The organism is Pseudomonas sp. RIT-PI-S (genome assembly GCF_025642975.1).
Lineage (GTDB): Bacteria > Pseudomonadota > Gammaproteobacteria > Pseudomonadales > Pseudomonadaceae > Aquipseudomonas.
Genome location: NZ_JANZKJ010000016.1, coordinates 66,358 through 86,656, shown reverse-complemented (window position 1 = coordinate 86,656; position 20,299 = coordinate 66,358). Strand labels below are relative to the sequence as shown.

The window sequence follows — 20,299 nt, the reverse complement described above, 5'->3', positions numbered from 1 at the left end:
CTCGCATAAGCCGCTCCGCACGGGCGTTTCAAGGCAGGTGCGCGCCGGGCATAAATAATATTCGTCAAAGGCATTAGCGTTGCGCTTGGGAACGCGCTTGAAATACACGGCTGAGCAAGCGCAGCGCTCGCCTCTGATCCGGTTTATGCGTGCGGGTGCAACCCACAGTGAATACCCCAACTACCCTAGGGTCGATACCAGTACGGCTATCACCTAGGGCTTCCCATGTCTGACCACAGCGAACTCGCCAGCCTGCCCGCCGCCGACCTGTACGACCTGGTGTTCCACAATAGCGGTGACTACGCCGTTATCGTTTCAGACCTCGACGGCATCATCGTTGCCTGGAACGAAGGCGCGCAGAAAGTGCTCGGCTGGAACACGGAGGAGGCGGTCGGCCAGTCCGTCGACCTGTTTTTTACCTCGGAAGATCGCCAGGCCGGCACAAGCACCTGGGAGATGCACATCGCGGCCACCAAGGGGCGGGCGCTGGACGAGCGCTGGCACGTGAAGCGGGACGGGAGCTACTTCTGGGCGTTGGGGGAGCTGATGCCACTGCGCCGCGATGGCCGTTTACTGGGTTATTCGAAAATCCTCCGGGACCGGACTCAGGAGCGTCTAGTGTCCGAGCGGCTGCGCTTGACCCAAGAGGCCGGCGGCATCGGCAGTTTCGAGATTTTCCCGGAGGAGGGCTTGATCAGCGTATCGCCTCAGTTCTGCAAGATCTGGGGGATCGCCGAGCGTAACCTTTACCCCATCAAGCAATTGCTCTCCCTGGTGCACCCGGATGACCGGCCCAACCTATTGACCGACGCGACGGCGCTCTCGGCGCAAGCCTTGCAGTATCAGGAGTACCGCATTTTCTATGGGGCCTCGGCCGAAGAGCGCTGGATCGCCCGCCGGGGAGAGCCCATCGCCGTCGATAACCTGCACGCCACCCGCTACCTGGGCCTGTGCTACGACATCACCGAGCGCAAGCGCGCGGAGCTGGCCATCCGCGCCGCCGAAGCCCGCTGGCGCACGTTGTTCGAAGGCATGGTGGATGGCTTCTATGTGGCGCAAGCCATCCGCGATGACCGCGGCAACATGACGGACTTCCGCTACATCGAGGCGAACCCGGCGTTCTGGGTGCAACTGGGCCTGGCCCCGGGTGTCGAGGTCGTGGGCCGTACCGCGCTGGATCTGCTCCCAGACCTGAGCCGAGCCCAATTGGGCATTTACGAAGCGCTTTTGCATAGTGGTGAGCGCGCTCATTTCGAAATCTGCCTGCCCGGGCGCGAGCAACGCTGGTTCGAAGAACGTGCCCGGCGCCTTGACGGCGACCGCTTCGCAGTCGCGTTCATCGAAGTTACCCGGCGGCGCGAGGCGGAGCTTTTGCTCGCGCAGAGCGAGGCCCGGTTCAGGGCCATCACCCACTCCATCGAGCAAATGGTCTGGACTACCTCGGCCCAGGGCACGCCGGAATTTTTCAACGACCGATGGTACGACTACACCAGGGCCAGCGACGTCCCGGCCAGCCAGAACGACTGGCTACGGCATGTTCACCCAGGCGATCGCAAGCGCGTGCAAAAAGCCTGGAACTGCAGCCTGGCCACCGGCGCGCCCTATCACAGTGAATTCAGGCTGAACCACCGCGTGGCCGGCTATGGCTGGGTGTTGTGCCGAGCACATGCGGTGCGCGCTCAAAACGGCGCCGTTACCGGATGGTTCTTGTCGGCAACCGACATTGGTGAAATCGTCAAGGCGCGGCAGATCCTGGCGCAAACCAAAGATGACCTGCAGCGTGAGGTCGCTGAAAAAACCATGCAGCGCGACCGCGTATGGCGGCTGAGCCACGACTTCATGGTGGTGCTGAGCACCGACGGCACCCTGCTCAGTATCAACGATGCCTGCGATAACGCCCTTGGCTGGGGCGCCTATAAACAGCGCGGCACGTCGATCATCGAGGCCATCCACCCCGAGGACAGAACCCGGGTGATGCTTGAGCTCAAGCGCCTGCACCTGGGCCAGAGCACGACCAACTTCGAACTGCGCGCCCTCAACAAGGTGGGCGCCTATCGCCTGGTTTCCTGGGCGGCCGTTGCCTACGAAAAAGAGATTTACGCCATAGGCCGGGACATCACGGACCTGCGGGAAACCGAAGAGCGTCTGCGGCAGACCCAGAAAATGGACGCCATCGGCCAGCTCACTGGGGGCATCGCCCACGACTTCAACAACATGCTCACCGCGATCCTCGGCTCGCTGGAGCTGATGAAGCGCCACATGGAGGCCGGGCGCACCGTCAACCTGGGGCGCTACCTGGATGGCGCCACTACCTCGGCTCACCGCGCGGCGGCGCTGACCCAGCGCCTGTTGTCCTTTTCTCGGCGCCAGCCGTTGGAGCTCAAGCCGGTGTCGGTCAATAAACTGGTGGTGTCGCTGGAGGACCTGATGCACCGCACCCTCGGCGAACACTACAAACTGACCACCACCCTGGAAACCGGGCTGCCCTCGGCGCTGTGCGATGGCAACCAGCTCGAGAACGCGCTGCTCAATCTGGTGATCAATGCCCGGGATGCCATGCCGGAGGGTGGGGCTATCGAGATTTCCACCTTCCTGACCCTCGCCGAGCACATCAGCCAGGCAGCCAATGCCGGGCTTGAGCCGGGCGAGTACATCGCCGTTTGCGTGAAGGACAGCGGCTGCGGGATGCCCGAAGACGTGCAAGCACGTGCCTTTGAGCCCTTCTTCACGACCAAGCCGGCCGGTAAGGGTACAGGGCTGGGTTTGTCGATGATCTACGGCTACGTGAAGCAAGCCAAAGGGCATGTGGCTATCACTTCCAAGCCGGGCGCAGGAACGCATGTGTGCCTCTATTTGCCGCGCTCAACACCGCCGCCCCCCGCTGCCATGGCGGGTTAGCCACAGGTGCCAACCTGCGTGGACAGCCCTTGTACGACCACCGCTTAAACCTATGCCAGAGCTGCCCGAAGCTGTACAAAACGCGCAGCTCGTCGGGCGCATTAAGAATGTTTCACTTCGCTGGATCATACCTTCATGATCAAGCAAACCGCGCTGCCCAAAACCGCCCATCCCGTCGTCCTTATCGTTGAGGATGACGAACTGCTGCGCGAGTTGTTAGTGGAGGTGATCTCCGAACTGGGCTGTACGGTACGGGCGGTAGGAACGGCCGACGATGGGCTCTGCGCCATCCAGCAGCATCGGGATGTGGGCCTGGTGCTGACCGACGTGATGACGCCCGGGAGCATCACCGGCCTGCAACTGGCCACCGCCTTGCATACTCACTGGCCGGAACTGCCAGTGATCGTCACCAGCGGCTACAGCGCCCAACTGTTCTCCGATTTGCCACCCAGCGCATGCTTCCTTGCCAAACCCTGGAGCCTGGACGCCATTCTGAGCCTGGTACAAGGGCGGTTGAACGGGGAGTGACAGTGCTGCCGTTCATTGCGAGCGTGGGCACACATGCCCGTGCACTTCCAGTGTCAGGTGCTCGATGCGCTCCGCCAGCTGCTGAGTGAGCTCAGTCAGCCGAGTGTTCTGCTCCATCAACTCGATCAGCCGCACGCTGTTGCGCTCGGCCAACGCCTGACGCTCTTCGGCAGCCACCGCCAACGCCTCGCGATGCTGCGCGTCGGCTTCTGCGTTGGCCTTGTCGCGCGTGGCCTGGCGCGTCTGCGCCAGCAGAATGAGCGGCGCGGCATAGGCGGACTGAAGGCTGAACGCCAGGTTGAGCAGGATGAACGGGTAAGCATCGAAATGGCTGAACCCGAGAGTGTTCAGCGCCACCCACAGCACCACGACCAATGTTTGCGCGCCTAGAAACGCCGGCGTACCGAAAAACCGAGCAAACGCCTCCGCGCGCAGGGCGAAACGGTCGTTGCCGAACGCTGAGGCCAGGTGAGCGTGAGGGCGGTGATAGCGGAAGTGGTCGGGCGCTGGAGTGTTGGGTTTTTCCAAGGGCTGTTTCATCGTGCGCTCTTTAAACGGAGGGCGGTGCCTGAGGCATCAAAGGTAATGCGGCCACAGCGTTAGCTCAATGCCAAACCTGCCCTCTTGCATGGCAGTAGGGCTTGCCGCGATGGCGCGGCCAGGCGCCCAAAACCTCTCCTCTCTGCATGGGGGCACTGATGTGATGACGCCCGCCCAGCCAAGCGGCATGAGCGCCATGCGGCTAAGCGGTGACGGACGGCATTGTGAGGTTAATGTGCAGGGGGCATACGCGGCGTAGCGGAGCGCTTAAAAAGCGAGCTGACTTCGAAAGCGTCAACGAGGGGGCTGCCAAGCGGCGCTCTAAAGCGCCGCCCGGCCAAGCGGCTTACTTCTGAGCGCGGGCTTGATCGCGCAGCGCTTTGATCTGGTCGTGGTTACGCAACACACCGTCGTACTGCTTCTGGATCACCACGCGGGCGTCCTGGGCAAGGGAGGTATGCTCCAGCGCTTTGCTGTACTGCTTCTTCGCTACGTCTTCGCCGCGCTCCGCTTCGTTGAGGAGGGCAACGTCGTCGTGGCCGGTAAGCGCCGCCTTCACGTCGAGCCAGCCGCGATGCAGGTCACCCGCCAGGCTGGTGTCCGTTTCGGCTTCACCGCCCAAACGCGCCACCAACTGTTGTAGCTCTGCCGCAGCCTGTGCGGTATCCGTGGCGCGGCTGCTGAACACAGAACGCAGATGCTCGTTCTTGGTGTGCTCAGCCAGGTCTTTGAAACCCGCTTCCCCATTCTTCGACGTTTGGATCAGGTCGTTAAGCAGTTCGATAGTTTCTTTCTGGGTATCAGTCATTTTCGTCACTCCGAATGGACGGCCCATGGGGGCCTGATAGGCAGCCATTGAGAACGCTCAAAACACGCTCAGGTGTTTAGGGCGCGGGTGTAAAGGAAGGTTCAGACGAAGTGACTGGGCGGTAACCAAGGCGTTTGGCGCGCGGCTGCGGCCCGGCCCCGGCGGATGTTGGTAGGAGCAAGCAGTGGCCTAGAAACCTGAACAGCCACGTGCATTTCCCTCCGCTCGCCTTTCGCCTCAGCGGCGCCGGCTTCCATGGCGACCCGAATAGCGGCTATTCAGGGTGCTTCCTAAAATTCCAACTCAAAAGGAACCCCGGGAGAACGGAATGCTAGGCAACATGATGGAAGTGCCATTGAATGTGCTCAGCATCATCCGGCACGCGGCGTGCAATCATCCCCCAGGTCGAGATTGTCAGCTGAGCGCGCTCTTTATCGGCGTCGATAAACATTGGGGTGAGCGTGGCGAGTCGCTTTCGCTGTTCTGTCAGTGATTGCTGAAGGATTGAACATTCCTCCGCACAAAGCTGAGTCTGCTGGCGCCACATTTCTTCCGGCGTGGGTTAGCCCCAGCCAGCCGGCGGGGTCTAGGCCATCTTTGGTCATTATCGTGCTTCTGTTGCTGTATGGGTATACAGTAATAGAGAGTGGAGAGGATGGTCGATGGGTAGGGGATGAATGGCCCCAGCTAGGACGGCATGGTGTCGGCGGGAAGTGCCGGGGAGTATGTTGCTGAAATGTTGCTGAGCGGTAACTGAATCCACCTGAATCCACAGCAACCTTCAACGACTTTCTGAAGCCCAGATGCAGAGAAACCCGCACTGGGCGGGCTTCTTAGGTCTTTCAAGTGGTGGAGCCGGGGGGATTTGAACCCCCGTCCGCCAGTACTCCGCTGTCGGTACTACATGCTTAGCCCGTTCTACTAAGTTAACCCGCGGCCGCCCGAGGGGCAGGGTGCTTTGGGCGAGTCGTGTAAGTTTTAGGCGCTTCGTCCACGACGTACTAGGCGACGATCCTGTTCTATCTGACAGTCGGTTTGGGTTTACAGGCATCCCCTAGCGACTGCTGGTACCGAAGTAACCAGAAGCTCAGGTTCTAGTCACCGCAATTAAGCGGCGAGTGCGAATTCCTGGCCGTAGTTTTCGTCATTGGCAACTATAAAAGTTGCAACAGTGGATTTACGAGTTCTGTTACCAACTCGGCATGCACCTAGAGTTTCATCACCGGCGTCGAATCCTGATCGGCCCCGCACCTGCCACCAGAGGCGACAGGTTTGCGTAGCATACGCCGTTACGCGGGGAAAGTCGACCGTGGGCGTAACGGCGGGGCATCAGTTGCCGGCGGCGCCGCCTTTTTTGGTGTAGTTGTCCAACTGGGTGATGATCTTGCCAGTGCGGGCCACGCAGTCTTTCTCTTTGCCAGCCTTGTGGTCGTTCTCAGCCAGGGTGATCTCGCCGCGCATGGTTTTGTCCAGGGCCGGGTTGGTCTGCGCGGTGGTCGCCAGGGTGTCATGGATCTTCTGCAGGTTGGCAGAGCACAGGTCGCCCGCGGCGAAGGTCGGCGCGGCCAACAGGGCGGAGGCACAGAAGGCGATTGCAGGGAGGGCAAAACGGGTCATGGGCATTTCTCCTTCAAGGGGTAGGCACGCTCATTGGCCATTGCCAATGCGCCAAATTCGCCCGCGCGGTTGGGCTTACTTCATGGACTGCGGCGGTTGCCGACAGTTTCTATTTTTTTGTGCACGAATTAACACGGCATCGTTCTGGGGGCCTCGCGTAAGGGCGGGTTTTCCACCGGCGCTTGCTTAGCGCGAGTGACCCGGTCCACCAGGTACACCAAGCTGTGGTAGTCGATGCCGGAGTGGCCGCTCAGGCCTATTTCGCAGGTGCGGCTGGTGGAGATGCCTTCGGCGCAGTGCTGCACGGCCCCTTTCAATGAGCGCAGGGCGTGGGCATTGAGCTCTGGCTGGGTGAAGCCCTTGTCGCCGGCGAAGCCGCAGCAGTGGATGCCTTCGGGAATGATCACCTCTTGGCTGCAGCGGCGGGCGATGTCCAGCAGGGCCTGGCTTTGGCCCAGGTGCTGGGTGCTGCAAGTGACGTGCACGGCAATGGGCGCTGCCTGGGGGGTGAAGTCCAGCTTGCTGAGCAGGTGGCTGTGGGTAAACCGTACCGGGTCGTGCAGGTCCAGGCGGGTGTCGGCCAGGTTGCCGAGCAGGCGCAGGGCGCAGGGGCTGGTGTCGCAGTAGATCGGGTCCAGCCCGCCGCGGCTGGCACGCAGCAGGGCGCGGATCAGTTCCTGGCGCTTGGCCTCGCCCTGGCTGGCGTAGCCTTTGGAGTCGAACGGCTGGCCGCAGCAGAGGGAATCGAGGCCTTCGGGGAACACCACCTGGTAGCCGGCTTTTTCCAGCAACTGGCGGGTTTTGTCGATTAGCGGGGTTTGCTCCTTGTCGCCCATGGCGGGGCCCATGGCGCGAGACACACAGGCCGCGAGGTAGACCACCCGTGGGCGGTCGTCCGTGCTGGGCGCGGTGAAGGTGAGCGGCGGTTGCGCCTGGGGCAGGGCGGGGGACCATTGGGGCACGGCGCCGCGGCTGAGCATGCGCAGCCCGGCGGCGTAGCGCGCCATGCGGGGTGCGCCGAGCAGGCGTTGGGCGCCGGTGGCGGCGCGCAGGCCCCAGCGGGCCCCGGCTAACACCGTGGCGAAGTGGTCGGCGGCCCAACTGGCGGCTTGCGGATGATGAGCGGTGGTGCCGCGCAGCTTTTTGACCAACTCGCCGGTGTTGATGCCAACGGGGCAGCGTTGAGCGCACAGGCCGGTGGCGGCGCAGGTGTCGATGCCGTGGTGCTGGAACTGGCGCTCCAGCGCTTGGGTGTTGTGCCCGTCGCGCTTCTTCGCCTGGATGTCGCGCCAGATGACGATGCGCTGCCGCGGGCTGAGGGTCAGGTTATGAGAAGGGCACACCGGCTCGCAAAAGCCGCATTCGATGCACTTATCCACAATGGCGTCGGCGGCAGGCAGCGGCTTCAAGTGTTTGAGGTGGATCTGCGGGTCTTCGCTGAGCACCACATCCGGGTTGAGGATGCCCTGCGGGTCGAGCAGCCGCTTGAGCGTCCACATCAGTTGATAAGCCTGGGGGCCCCACTCCAATTCCACAAAGGGCGCCATGTTGCGCCCGGTGCCGTGCTCGGCCTTGAGCGAACCGCCGAACTCCACCGCCACCAGCTGAGCCACGTCCGCCATCAAGGCGTCGTAGCGTGCCACTTCTTGCGGCTGGCTAAAGCCTTGGGTGAACACGAAGTGCAGGTTGCCCTCCAGCGCGTGGCCAAACAGGATGGCTTCGTCGTAACAGTGCTTATCCAGCAGCGCCAGCAAGCGGTTGACCCCTTCGGCCAGGCGCTCCACCGGGAAGGTCACGTCTTCGATGATCACCGTGGTGCCGGTTTCCCGCACTGCGCCCACGGCGGGGAAGGTGCCTTTGCGGATGGCCCAGAGGCGCGCGTTTTCCACCGGGTCTGTGGTGAAGTCGATGCGTTGCTCGACCTCGCCCTCGCTTTCGAAGCGGGCCAGCACGGCCATGGCCTGGCTGACGTGGCCTTGCAAAACCGCCGGGGACTCGGCGGCGCATTCGATGAGCAAGGCGCAGGCGCCTGGGGATAACTCGCGCACGAACGCCGGCATGCCGGGTTTGTGTTGCACCGAGCGCAGGCTGCGGCGGTCGAGCAGTTCCACCGCCGCCACCGGCTGGCTGCGCAGTGCGGTCACCGCGTTACAGCACACCTCCACGCTGGGGAACACAATCAGTGCCGAGGCTTTGTGCGGCAGGTCCACCACGGTGTTGTAGGTCACCGCGCTGATAAACCCGAGCGTGCCTTCGGAACCCACCAACAGATGGCTGAGGATCTCCAGCGGGTCGTGATAATCCACGAGGGCATTGAGGCTTAGGCCGGTGGTGTTCTTGAGCCGATACTTGTGGCGGATGCGTGCCGCCAACGGTTCGTCCGCGCGCACGTCTTCTGCCAGCTGTTGCAGGGCACTCAGCAACCCGGCGTGGCTGTGGCGAAAGGCAGCGACGCTGGCGGGGTTTTCGGTATCCACGCAGGTGCCGTCTGCCAGCACCAGGCGCAGGCCGGCGAGGGTGTGGTAGCTGTTCTGCGCGGTGCCGCAGCACATGCCGCTGGCGTTGTTGGCGACGATGCCGCCGATCTTGCAGGCGTTGATCGAGGCAGGGTCTGGGCCGATCTTGCGCCCGTAGGGGCTCAGCCAGGCGTTGGCTTGCGCGCCGATCACCCCAGGTTGCAGGCGGATCTGCTGGCCATGGTCGCGAATCTCGCGGCCGTTCCAGTGGTCGCCCAGCACCAGCAACACCGAGTCGCTGATGGCTTGGCCGGAGAGGCTGGTACCGGCAGCGCGGAAGGTCACTGCCACGCGCTCTGCGGTGGCCGCCTTGAGCAGCCCTACCACCTCCGCTTCCGACTCCACCCGGATCACCAGTTTGGGCAGCAGCCGGTAGAAGCTGGCATCGGTGCCATACGCCAGGGTCGCCATGGGGTCGTCGAAGCAGCGCTCGGCGGGGATCAGCTGCTGCACTTGGGCAAGGAACGCGACGGGCAGGCTCATTGGTCCTCCAGGATCAACACCACGAGGTCTTTCGGGCCGTGGGCGCCGTAGGCCAGCACCTGTTCGATGTCGGCGGTTTTCGACGGGCCAGACACCAGCAGGGCATTGGTGGGCATGTGCCCGGCCCAGTTGAAGCGCTGCATCACTTCATAGAAGTTGCTGTGGATTTCACTGGCCTTGAGCAAGGCGAAGTGCACCGGTGGCACCAGGCTCATCAGCCGCGGTTCGTCCGCGGTAGGCCAGAGGATCAAGCTGCCGGTAGCGGCGATGGCGCCCAGGGTGCCGGTTAGGCTGGCGGGGGTGTGGTCGAACAGCTCGGTTTTCCATTCTTCTATGGGGCGGTCGTAGGCCGTGGTGCTCGGCACGCCCGGTTGCCCTTCCCAGGCGCGTAGCAATTGCTGACCATGGGGCGTGCGCGGGGCAATCAGCAGGCTGTCGATCTGCCGCTCCCGCAACAGGTGCGCCAGCAGCGAGGGCCACTGCTCGGCAGCGGTGAGGTGCACCTCGGTGTGCACGGTTTCCATCAGCTGGCGCAAGCGGCCGACTCGCTCGGCGGCTGGGTACTGCCAAGGCGCGGTCACTAGCGCCTCGTCGAAGTTATCCACAATCGGCGAGGTGCCTTCCAGGCTGCGGCGAAGCTTGCCGAGGATGTTGTCGCGGGCTGTCATGGCGTTTCTCCGTTTTTGCCCGTGTGCAAATGCTCGGCCGCCAACTCGTGCAGCGAGCGCGCCGCCGGTTGTGGCGCGCTGTGGTTCTGCGTCCAGGGGCCCACATTGGCCGGGGTGAGCTTGCGCAAGCGCGTGGCCACGCGCAGGAAGGCGCGGTACAGCCGTGGCGAGCTGTTGAGCTTGGCCCAGGCATTCCAGGCCAGGTGCTCCGTGCGTGAGTACTTGCTGCCTTGGCCGCGCAGCAAGGGTTTGCCGGTGGCGGGCGCTTTTACGTTTTCCTCGCGCAAGCGCCGCAGCAATGCCGGGATCGGGATCTTCACCGGGCACACCTCGCCGCACGCGCCGCACAGCGACGAGGCGCTGGGGTGGTCCGGTACCGTGTGCAGGCCAACCAGGTGCGGGGTGATGATCTTGCCGATCGGCCCGGGGTACACCTGGCCATAAGTGTGCCCGCCCACCCGGGTATACACCGGGCAATGGTTCATGCAGGCGCCGCAGCGGATGCAGTTGAGGGTCTGGCGCAGCTCGCCGTCGGCGAAGGCTTGGCTGCGGCCGTTATCCAGCAACACCAGATGCACTTCCTGCGGGCCGTCCAGCTCGCCGGGCTTGCGCGGGCTGGAGATCATGTTCACGTAGGTGGTGATCGGAATGCCCAGCGCCGAACGCGTGAGCAGCGACAGCAGCGGCACCACGTCGCGCAGGTTCTCCACCACTTTTTCGATGCCGGTCACAGCGATATGCACGGGCGGCACGCTGGTGACCATGCGGCCGTTGCCTTCGTTTTCCACCAAAAGCAGGGTGCCGGTTTCCGCCACGGCGAAGTTCACCCCGGAGACGCCGATGTCCGCTTCGAAGAACTTCTGCCGCAATACCCGGCGGCCGATCTGGATGAGCTGGTCCACGTCCCGGGTGTATTCCACGCCCAGTTTGTTCTCGAACAGCGACGCCACTTGCCCGGCGTTTTTGTGGATGGCCGGCATGATGATGTGCGAGGGCTTTTCGTGGTCAAGCTGAACGATGAACTCACCCATGTCCGCTTCCAGGCATTCGATGCCTCGGGCGGCGAGCACGTCGTTCATCTCCATCTCTTCGCTGACCATGGACTTGCCCTTGATCACCTGCCGCGCTTCGTGGGCGTCGACGATGCCCAGCACGATCTCGTTGGCCTGCTCGATGGTTTCTGCCCAATGCACCTGGATGCCTTGGCGGGTGAGGTTGCGCTCAAGGGTTTCCAGCAGGTCGGGCAACTTGGACAGGGCGCGGGCGCGAATGGCGTTGCCCAGCGCGCGCAGTTGCTCACGTTCGTCTGCGTCGGCGAAGGCCAATGCGCGTTTGGTCATGAGCGAATCCATGGCGCTACGAAAGTTGCCGCGCAACTGCGCGTCGCCCAGCGCTTGGTGCGCGCGCTCGCGGAAGCCCCCATGCAGCTCCACGGCGGGAATACGGCCCTGCCCACTCACAGGTCACCTCCGGTGCGTTGCCAGAGGAAGCTCGCCAGGTGCCGGCCGCGCAACGCCTGCTGTTGTTTTTCCAAGGCACCGTTGAGGTTCATGAGGCAGCCACAGTCGGCGGTGATCACCTCGTTGGCACCGGAGTCGATCAGGTTGCGGGTTTTGTCCGCGACCATGGCGCCGGAGATGTCTGGCATGCGCACGCTGAAGGTGCCGCCAAAGCCACAGCATTCGCTTTCGTGGCTGTGCTCCACGCGTTCAACCTGGGCGAGCTGGCCGAGCAGGGCGCGGCCATGCAAGTGGGTGTTCATTTCCCGCCGTGCGGAGCACGAAGTATGCAGCGCCACCTTGGTCGGTGGGCCTTGGTCGCGCAGGCTTACCCGGCACACGTGCAACAGGAACTCGGCCAACTCGTAGGTGCGCGCGGCCAGCGCCTGGGCTTGGGCCAGGCGCGCGGGGTCGTCCGCAAACAGCGCTGGGTAATACTCGCGGAACATGCCCGCGCACGAGCCGGATGGCACAACCACCGGCCAGGGCTCGGCGAACAGTGCCAGCTGCGCGGCGGCAACCGTGCGCGCCTGCTCGGTGTAGCCACTGGTATAGGCCGGCTGCCCGCAGCAACTTTGCCCTTGCGGATAAGCCACGGCGATGCCCTCGCGCTCCAGCAGGCGAATGGCGTCCAGCCCCGCCTGCGGGAAGAACAGGTCCACCACGCAGGTGCCGAACAGGTACACCCGCTCCGGCTTGCCCTGCGGGTATTCACGGGGCGGCGCCAGCGGCGGGGCTACTCGGGTAGCGTTAGGCACGGCGTTATAAAAGAGCTCGCTCATTGGGCAGGTCTCCGCAAGAATCTTTCAGTAAAGCCTCAATGCACCAAAATGCCGGTGAACCAGTACGCCTGGGCCAAGGTGATCAGGCCCACCACGGCGGCGAAGAACAGGCTGTGCTTGAGGGTGAAGCGAAACAGGTCCGATTCCTTGCCCACCAGCCCGGTGGCGGCGCAGGCCACGGCGATGGACTGCGGCGAAATCATCTTGCCGGTCACGCCGCCGCTGGTGTTGGCGGCTACCAGCAAGGTGTCGTTCACGCCGATCTGGTGCGCGGTGGTGGCCTGGAGCGAGCTGAACAGCGCGTTGGACGAGGTATCTGAACCTGTGAGGAACACGCCTAGCCAGCCGAGGAAGGGCGAAAAGAACGGGAAGGCTGCGCCGGTGCCGGCCAATACCAACGCCAGGGTCGAGGACATGCCCGAGTAGTTGGTAACGAAGGCGAACGCCAGGACCATGCCGATGGAAAGAATCGGCCAACGCAACTCCTTGAGCGTTTCAAGGAAAGTGGTAAGACCAATTGAAGGTCGAATGCGCAGCACCAGCATGCTCGCTACCGCCGCTAGGAAAATTGCCGTGCCGGTGGCGGAAATCGGGTCCAGCTTGAAGATCGCCGGCATCGCGGTAGGTGTGGCGACGATGGGTGCGGTCTTGATCACCAACTGGTCCAGGTGCGGTACCGGAACGCTCAGCACCCAGCGGTACAGCGCGCCGCCCGAGGCGAACAGGGCCTTGAACGCCTTGAGCGTCCAGAGGGTGACTAACACCGTGAGGATCAGAAACGGCGACCAGGCTTTGAGTATCGCGCCCAGCGGATAAGGCGAGGGTTGCCGCGAGGGCGACCGGGTGGCGGCGGCACCCGCGCTGGCCCCTGCCAACTGGGCGCTGCTGGCGGCTGGTGCCCAGACCTTGAGGAACAGCGCCAGGGAAATCAAGCTGACCAGCGCCGAGGTGATGTCTGGCAACTCCGGCCCGATGAAGTTGGAGGTCAGGTATTGGGTAATGGCAAAGCTTGCGCCTGCCACCAGCGCCGCTGGCCAGGTTTCCCGCACGCCACGCCAGCCATCCATGATGAACACCAGCCAGAACGGCACGAACACGGACAGCAGCGGCAGTTGGCGGCCGGTCATGGCACCGATCTTGAAGGCGTCGATCCCCGTGACCTGCCCGGCAACGATGATCGGGATGCCTAGCGCGCCGAAGGCGACCGGGGCGGTGTTGGCGATCAGGCACAGGCCAGCGGCATACAGGGGGTTGAACCCCAAGCCCACCAGCAGCGCGGCGGTAATTGCCACCGGCGCGCCGAAGCCTGCCGCGCCCTCGAGGAAGGCGCCGAAGCAGAAGCCGATCAACAGCACCTGCAGGCGTTGGTCTTCGGTGAGCGACAGCACCGAGCTGCGGATGATTTCGAACTGGCCGCTCTTGACCGTCAGCTTATACAGGAACACCGCCGCAACGATGATCCAGGCGATCGGCCACAGGCCGTACAAAAACCCATAGCCGGCCGCTGCCAGGGCCATGTCCACCGGCATGCCAAAGGCAAGCGTGGCCACCAGCAGCGCCAGCAGCAGGGTCAGCCCGCCGGCCACATGACCTTTAAAGCGGAGCCAGGCCAGGGCCAGGAAGAAAAACGCAATCGGGATCAGCGCGGCTGCCGCAGACAGCCCAAGGCTGCCCAATGGGCTATAGAGTTGTTGCCAGGTATGCATGGTTGGGGCCCCTAATTGTTATTGGTCAGGCTCTCTTGTAAATTGGTAATACCAATTTACACGTTGTGTTGGCTAGGTTAGGGTGCCTATAGGGGAGCTGTCAATTGCCTGGGCCTAAGGTCGTATAGGCGCGAGGGCCGGCCATCCGCCGAAGCCTGCGAACCATTAGAATGGCGACCGGGCACAACAGATCGAAGGCGTGGAGATACCAGATGGGTTTTGATCAGGTTCGGCAGCGGCGTTTGTCCGATGACATCGTCGAGCGGCTGGAGGCAATGATTCTCGAAGGCACCTTACGCGCCGGCGAGCGCCTGCCTGCCGAGCGGGTGTTGGCCGAGCAGTTCGGGGTGTCCCGCCCTTCGCTGCGTGAGGCGATACAAAAGCTGGCCGCCAAGGGCATTTTGGTCAGCCGCCAGGGTGGCGGTAACTACGTGGTGGATACCCTCGGCGCTACCTTCAGCGACCCGCTGCTGGAATTGCTGGAGCACAGCGCCGACGCCCAGCATGACTTGCTGGAGTTCCGCCACACGCTCGAAGCATCCTGCGCGTATTACGCCGCGCTGCGGGCGACCGAACTCGATCGCGAGCGGCTTACCGTTGCCTTCGAGGCGCTCCAGCAATGCTATGCCCACCCCGGTGAAGCCAGCCGGGCGGAGGAGGGCGCGGCCGATGCGCGCTTTCACCTGGCGATTGCCGAAGCCAGCCACAACGCCGTGCTGCTGCACACCATCCGTGGCCTGTTCGACCTGCTCAAGCGCAACGTGGTGACCAACATCGGCGGGATGTACAAGCAGCGCGAGGAAACCCGCGAAATGCTCATCAGCCAGCACCGTGAGCTGTACCGGGCAATCATGGACGGCCAGGCGGAGGTGGCCAGAGAGGTATCTAGCCGGCACATCCTGTATGTGCAGGAAGTGCTCGCAGAGGTCCAGCAACAGGCGCAGCGGCTGGCCCGGGCGGAGCGGCGCAAAGGGATGTAGCGCCAGGGAGACGCGCCTGCTCCCGGGCATGGCCTGCGGGAACTCGTTATTTGCATAACCAATGGAAGGACCGATGCGTATTCCGGATATGAACCTGCTGGTAGCGCTGGAGGCGCTCCTCGTTGAGGGCAGCGTGGTGGGAGCCGCCCGCCGCATGAACCTGAGCCCTGCCGCCATGAGCCGAACGCTTACCCGAATCCGTGGCGCGGTCGGTGATCCTATCCTGGTGCGCGCCGGCCGAGGGCTGGTGCCTACGCCCAAGGCGCTGGCGCTGCGCGATCAGGTGCGCGGCATCCTTGAACAGGCGGCGCACGTGTTCAACTGCCCAGACAGCGTGGACCTGATGTCCTTGGAGCGTTCGTTCAACCTGCGCGCCAATGACGTGTTCATCGCGGCGTTTGGGGCGCAACTGCTCGACGCCCTGCGCCAGGAGGCGCCCCGCACCGTGCTGCGCTTCGTGCCGGAGGGCGCTGGTGACGACGAAGACGAAGCGTTGCGCGATGGCCGGCTGGACCTGTACATCAGTGCAAGCCGCGACCTGGGGCCGGAAATCAAGATCCAAAGCCTGTTCGCCACCACCTTTGTAGGCCTGGCCCGGGCTGACCACCCGCTGTTCGATGATGAAATCACCCCGCGGCGCTTCGCCGCCTACGAGCAGATCAGCGTGTCCCGCCGTGGCCGCGCCCAAGGGCCCATCGATAGGGCCCTGGCGGATATGGGCTTGCAGCGGCGGGTGGCGTTGATCACGCCCAGTTTCCATTCGGCGATGTTCTCGCTCCCCAGCTCAGACCTGCTGCTGCCCTTGCCCGAGCACTTGCTGGTGAGTGTGGCGGGCCTGGCCCTGCCGCTGCGCTCGTTTCGGATTCCCATGGCGTTGGCCCCGGTGAACATCATGCAGGCGTGGCATCCACGGTTCGATAACGACCCGGCGCACCGCTGGCTGCGGCAAACCCTGAAAGCCTTCTGCAGCCGCCATAGCCCCTGATAGCGGTTGGATTGCGTTTGGTGCAGCAAAGAGCTGCCGATAAGTAACTATTCGTCAGCAATAGTGCTTCCTACACTCGCCGGGAACCTTGTTGGAGCCCTGCGATGACTTTTGCGCACCTCATTTCCACTGCTGCCGCCTTGGCGCGGAGGCCGGTATGACCAGCCTTGCCGCCGCACCCGCGGCGCCTGCTGCTGCGGCCGCCCCGGCCACGCCCCAGCCGTTTGGCCCACGGATCGTGATCGGGTTGTTGGGCGTGTTGTTGGCGGTGCTCTGCGCCGGGCTTAATGAAATGGTCACCAAGGTCGCTATGGCCGATATACGTGGCGCCCTGCACATCGGCGCGGACGAGGGCAGTTGGCTGGTGGCGCTGTACTCGGCTACCTCGGTCTCGGCCATGGCGTTCGCCCCCTGGTGTGCAGCGACCTTTTCGCTGCGCCGGTTCACGCTCTGTGCGATCGGCGCCTTCGCCATGCTGGGCTTGCTGTGCCCGCTGGCGCCCAACCTCGAATGCCTGATGCTGCTGCGGGCCGCGCAGGGCTTCGCCGGGGGCGCGCTGCCGCCAATGCTGATGAGCGTGGCCCTGCGGTTCCTGCCGCCGAACATCAAGCTCTATGGTTTGGCCGGCTATGCGTTGACAGCGACCTTCGGGCCGAGCCTGGGCACGCCCCTGGCCGGCCTGTGGACCGAATACGTGAGCTGGCGCTGGGCGTTCTGGCAGATCATCGGGCCCTCGCTGCTGGCCATGGCGTGCGTGAGTTGGGGCTTGCCGCAAGATCCGCTGCGTCTGGAACGCTTTCGTCAGTTCGACTGGCGCGGCCTGCTGCTGGGCTTGCCGGCCATTTGCGGCATCGTCATTGGGCTGTCCCAGGGGGAGCGGCTGGATTGGTTCGAATCCCCGGTGATCGCCGTAGCGCTGGGCGGCGGATTGCTGTTGCTGGTGCTCTTTCTGATCAACGAATGGTCACACCCGCTGCCTTTTTTCAAGCTGCAGATGTTGGCCAACCGCAACCTGACCCACGCGCTGATCACCCTGGGCGGGGTGCTGGTGGTGCTCTCCGGCGTGCTGATCATCCCGAGCAGTTTCCTCGCTCAGGTTCACGGCTACCGGCCCGTGCACACTGCGCCGGTCATGCTGCTGGTGGCGCTGCCACAACTGCTGGCGCTGCCCCTCACCGCGGCGCTGTGCAACTTCCGCGCGGTGGATTGCCGCTGGGTGCTGGCCGCTGGGCTGGCCCTGCTGGCTGCCAGCTGCATCGGCGCCAGCCAACTGACCGGCGAATGGATACGCAGTAACTTCTACGTGTTGCAACTGTTGCAGATCTTTGGCCAGCCGATGGCGGTGATCCCGCTGCTGATGCTTGCCACCGGGGGCATGACGCCCCAGGACGGCCCCTTCGCCTCCTCCTGGTTCAACACCATCAAGGGCCTGGCCTCCGTGGTTGCAGGTGCGCTGATCGACGTGCTGACCACTCACCGGCTGCACTACCACTCCACGATGCTGGTAGACGCCCTGGGCAATGCGCCGCAGATCGACGACAGCCTGCCGGACCTAGCCAGCCGTCTGCACCAGCAGGCAGTGGTATTGGCCAGCGCAGACCTCTACCTGTACATGGCCGGCGTGGCCCTGGCCATGGTGCTGCTTATTCCCATCGTGCCAACCCGCATCTATCCGCCCCGCGCGGTGGCCTGACTTTTCTCGAACAGTGAGCCCCTCATGAACAGAACCCAAAGGATTTCCCTGGCGGCGGCTGCCGTGGTCGTTGCCGCCGGGCTGTATGTCACCGTCGCCTGGCTCGGCGAAGGCGCCGCGCAGTCCACGGACGACGCCTATGTGTCGGCGGATTACACCCTGGTGGCACCGAAAGTCGCAGGCTTTATCACCCAGGTGCTGGTGGAGGATAACCAGCGCGTTCAGGCCGGCCAGTTGCTGGCGCTGATCGACGATCGGGATTACCAGGCGGCCCTGGCTGCAGCCAAGGCCCAGGCAATGGTGGCCCAGGCGCGCCTGCAGGATGCCGACGCGATGCTCGACCGCCAAGCGGCGGTGATCGAGCAGGCGCAAGCGGAGCTGGGCGCCGACCAAGCCGAGCAGGCGTTCGCGGACCACGAGCTGACGCGCTATGAGCGGTTGGCCCAGGAGGGTGCCGGCACCGTGCAGAACGCCCAGCAGGCGCGCAGCCGGGTCGATAAAGCCCGCGCCAGCCTCGCCCGTTCCAAGGCCTCGCTGCTTGCCGCGCGCAAGCAGGTCGATGTGCTGCGCGCCCAGGTCGCCAGTGCCGAAGGCGAGCAGCAGCGGGCCCAGGCCGCGCTCGACCAGGCCCAGCTGGATGTGTCCTATACACGGATCACCGCGCCCATTGACGGCATGGTCGGCCAGCGCGCGGTACGCGTGGGTGCTTACGTCACCCCAGGCTCGCGCATCCTTGCGGTGGTCCCGCTGGATAAGGCCTTCGTGATCGGCAATTTCAGAGAAACCCAACTGACGGACGTCACGGCTGGCCAGCCGGTAGAGGTCAGTGTGGACACTTTCGCCGGGCAAACCCTGCGCGGCCGTGTAGAAAGCATTGCCCCGGCCACTGGGGTGACCTTCGCCGCCGTGCGGCCAGACAACGCCACGGGCAACTTCACCAAGGTGGTGCAGCGCATTCCGGTAAAGATCGTGCTGGACCCTAACCAGCCGTTGCTCGAACGGCTGCGGGTGGGTATGTCCGTGGTTGCCCGGATCGACACCAACGCCAAGGCAGACACGAAGGTGCGGGAGATCAGCACGCGATGAGAACCCTGGCCGCTGTTACCTTTGCCATCACCCTGGCCGGCTGCACCCTGGGGCCGGACTTCAAGCCACCGTCCGACTCGCCGCCGGCGGCGTGGCCGCCGCTGCAAGCCTCCGCCGCCGCCAGCCAGCCGACCGCCGAGCAGCTGGATATCGACTGGTGGCAGCGCTTCGATGACCCCTTGCTCACCCGGCTGATTCAGCGGGCGGTGGCTAACAACCTGGACCTGCGCATGGCCGCAATGCGTGTGCTCCAAGCCCGCGCCTCGCATCGCAGCCTGGTTGCCGAGCGCTACCCTAGCCTGGATGCAGCAGGCCAGGCCGACCGGTCGCGCAACAGCGCCAACGGCTTGAGCGACCCGTCCAACGAGAATGGGCGCCACGCCTACAACTATTGGGACCTAGGCTTGAGCGCGGCGTGGGAGCTGGACCTGTGGGGGCGCGTGCGGCGCCAGGTAGAGGCGGCGAATGCCACCCTGGAAGTGGCCGAGAACGATCGGCGCGGGGTATTGCTGAGCTTGCTCGGTGACGTTGCCCATCACTACATCCAGTTGCGCGAAGCCCAGGCCACCTTGGCGGTCACCCAAGGCAACCTTGAGGTGGCGCGGCACAGCCTGCGCCTGAGCCAACAGCGTTTCGACGATGGCGTGGCGACCCGGCTCGATGTCGCTCAGGGAGCTTCACAGGTGGCGGCCATCGAGGCGCGGGTGCCGGCGCTCGAACAGCGCCGTGGCGATGCAGTCGAGGCCCTGAGCCTGCTGCTGGCCGAACCGCCCCGCAGCCTGGACGCCGAGCTGTCAGCGCCAGGCGCGATACCTGAAGGCCATGGCCGCTTCGCCATGGGCTTACCCTCCGAGCTGGCCCGTCGGCGCCCGGATATCCGCCAGGCGGAGGCGCAATTGCATGCCGCCACCGCGTCGATTGGCGTGGCCCAGGCGGACTTCTACCCGAGCATCCGACTGTCGGGCGACCTGGGCCTGCAATCCTTGCAGCTGTCCAGCCTGGGCGACTGGGATTCACGGCGCTTCGCCTTTGGCCCGGTGCTCAGCCTGCCGCTGTTCGAAGGCGGGCGGCTCAAGGGCGCGCTGGAACTGCGCGAGGCGCAGCAGCAAGAAGCGGCGCTCAACTATCGTAAGAAAGTGCTCACCGCCTGGCATGAAGTGGACCAGGCCTTGCGCGGATACAACGCCAGCCAACTGCGCCGCGACGCCTTGGCCGAGGCGGTGCGCCAGAGCCGGACGGCGCTGGACACGGCCCAGCGGCAGTACGTGGAGGGCGCGGTGGATTTTCTTAACGTGCTGACCTTGCAGGGCAACCTGCTGACCAACCAGGAGCAATGGGTGGCCAGCAACGCGCAAACCTCCGATGCCTTGGTGGCGCTCTACAGCGCCTTGGGTGGCGGCTGGCAGGCGTTCGACGAGGGGCCGCACACCGCGGCCCGCTGAGCGGCCGTTCTTGAGCCCGGGCCAGCTGGCCTGGGTTTGCATTTCAACCGGAAAAAGGAAGCGATACC

15 protein-coding genes and 1 other RNA gene are annotated in these 20,299 nt (G+C 64.2%); 7 read left to right on the top strand and 9 right to left on the bottom strand.

What is annotated here, in order from left to right; genetic code table 11:
- Window positions 1-225: 225 nt before the first annotated feature.
- Together OGL93_RS19345 and OGL93_RS19340 are read left to right on the top strand one after the other, a co-directional pair.
- Window positions 226-2,898 (top strand): PAS domain S-box protein, encoded by a 2,673-nt coding sequence (locus OGL93_RS19345; protein ID WP_263264492.1) that lies wholly within the window; start codon window positions 226-228, stop codon window positions 2,896-2,898.
- Window positions 2,899-3,033: 135 nt separating this feature from the next.
- Complete coding sequence (locus OGL93_RS19340; RefSeq protein WP_263264491.1) at window positions 3,034-3,426, top strand: response regulator; 393 nt, start codon at window positions 3,034-3,036, stop codon at window positions 3,424-3,426.
- A 12-nt stretch (window positions 3,427-3,438) separates the two neighbouring features.
- Here the strand turns inward: OGL93_RS19340 and OGL93_RS19335 are convergent, their stop codons facing one another.
- The 9 genes from OGL93_RS19335 to OGL93_RS19295 form a co-directional block, all read right to left on the bottom strand.
- Complete coding sequence (locus tag OGL93_RS19335; protein WP_263264490.1) at window positions 3,439-3,966, bottom strand: DUF1003 domain-containing protein; 528 nt, start codon at window positions 3,964-3,966, stop codon at window positions 3,439-3,441.
- A gap of 346 nt (window positions 3,967-4,312) precedes the next feature.
- Window positions 4,313-4,774, bottom strand: a complete 462-nt coding sequence (locus OGL93_RS19330; RefSeq protein WP_263264488.1) for a PA2169 family four-helix-bundle protein — start codon at window positions 4,772-4,774, stop codon at window positions 4,313-4,315.
- 847 nt (window positions 4,775-5,621) lie between these two features.
- Window positions 5,622-6,021, bottom strand: a transfer-messenger RNA (tmRNA) gene (gene ssrA / locus OGL93_RS19325).
- Between the two features lie 82 nt (window positions 6,022-6,103).
- On the bottom strand, window positions 6,104-6,391 hold the full coding sequence (locus tag OGL93_RS19320) for a hypothetical protein (RefSeq protein ID WP_263264487.1): 288 nt from the start codon (window positions 6,389-6,391) through the stop codon (window positions 6,104-6,106).
- 128 nt (window positions 6,392-6,519) lie between these two features.
- Window positions 6,520-9,390, bottom strand: a complete 2,871-nt coding sequence (locus tag OGL93_RS19315) for an FAD-binding and (Fe-S)-binding domain-containing protein (protein ID WP_263264486.1) — start codon at window positions 9,388-9,390, stop codon at window positions 6,520-6,522.
- Window positions 9,387-10,058: a lactate utilization protein C gene (locus tag OGL93_RS19310; protein WP_263264484.1), complete on the bottom strand. Its 672-nt coding sequence runs from the start codon at window positions 10,056-10,058 to the stop codon at window positions 9,387-9,389. Before OGL93_RS19310 ends, OGL93_RS19315 begins: the two co-directional genes overlap by 4 nt.
- Window positions 10,055-11,518, bottom strand: coding sequence for a LutB/LldF family L-lactate oxidation iron-sulfur protein (locus tag OGL93_RS19305; protein ID WP_263264483.1), 1,464 nt, complete (start codon window positions 11,516-11,518; stop codon window positions 10,055-10,057). Before OGL93_RS19305 ends, OGL93_RS19310 begins: the two co-directional genes overlap by 4 nt.
- Window positions 11,515-12,339: a (Fe-S)-binding protein gene (locus tag OGL93_RS19300; RefSeq protein ID WP_263264482.1), complete on the bottom strand. Its 825-nt coding sequence runs from the start codon at window positions 12,337-12,339 to the stop codon at window positions 11,515-11,517. Before OGL93_RS19300 ends, OGL93_RS19305 begins: the two co-directional genes overlap by 4 nt.
- 35 nt (window positions 12,340-12,374) lie before the next feature.
- Window positions 12,375-14,045, bottom strand: coding sequence for a lactate permease LctP family transporter (locus OGL93_RS19295; protein WP_263264481.1), 1,671 nt, complete (start codon window positions 14,043-14,045; stop codon window positions 12,375-12,377).
- A gap of 212 nt (window positions 14,046-14,257) precedes the next feature.
- Between OGL93_RS19295 and OGL93_RS19290 the strand changes: the two genes are divergently transcribed.
- The 5 genes from OGL93_RS19290 to OGL93_RS19270 all read left to right on the top strand — a co-directional run bounded on the left by OGL93_RS19290 (window position 14,258) and on the right by OGL93_RS19270 (window position 20,231).
- Window positions 14,258-15,025, top strand: coding sequence for a GntR family transcriptional regulator (locus OGL93_RS19290; protein ID WP_263264480.1), 768 nt, complete (start codon window positions 14,258-14,260; stop codon window positions 15,023-15,025).
- A 73-nt stretch (window positions 15,026-15,098) separates the two neighbouring features.
- Complete coding sequence (locus tag OGL93_RS19285; RefSeq protein WP_263264479.1) at window positions 15,099-16,010, top strand: LysR family transcriptional regulator; 912 nt, start codon at window positions 15,099-15,101, stop codon at window positions 16,008-16,010.
- Window positions 16,011-16,167: 157 nt separating this feature from the next.
- Window positions 16,168-17,703 carry an MFS transporter gene (locus tag OGL93_RS19280; protein ID WP_263264478.1) on the top strand — a complete coding sequence of 512 codons (1,536 nt, stop codon included), beginning with the start codon at window positions 16,168-16,170 and terminating at the stop codon, window positions 17,701-17,703.
- A 24-nt stretch (window positions 17,704-17,727) separates the two neighbouring features.
- Complete coding sequence (locus tag OGL93_RS19275; protein ID WP_263264477.1) at window positions 17,728-18,789, top strand: HlyD family secretion protein; 1,062 nt, start codon at window positions 17,728-17,730, stop codon at window positions 18,787-18,789.
- On the top strand, window positions 18,786-20,231 hold the full coding sequence (locus OGL93_RS19270; RefSeq protein ID WP_263264475.1) for an efflux transporter outer membrane subunit: 1,446 nt from the start codon (window positions 18,786-18,788) through the stop codon (window positions 20,229-20,231). The genes OGL93_RS19275 and OGL93_RS19270 overlap by 4 nt, the downstream gene beginning before the upstream one ends.
- The last annotated feature ends 68 nt before the right edge of the window (window positions 20,232-20,299 follow it).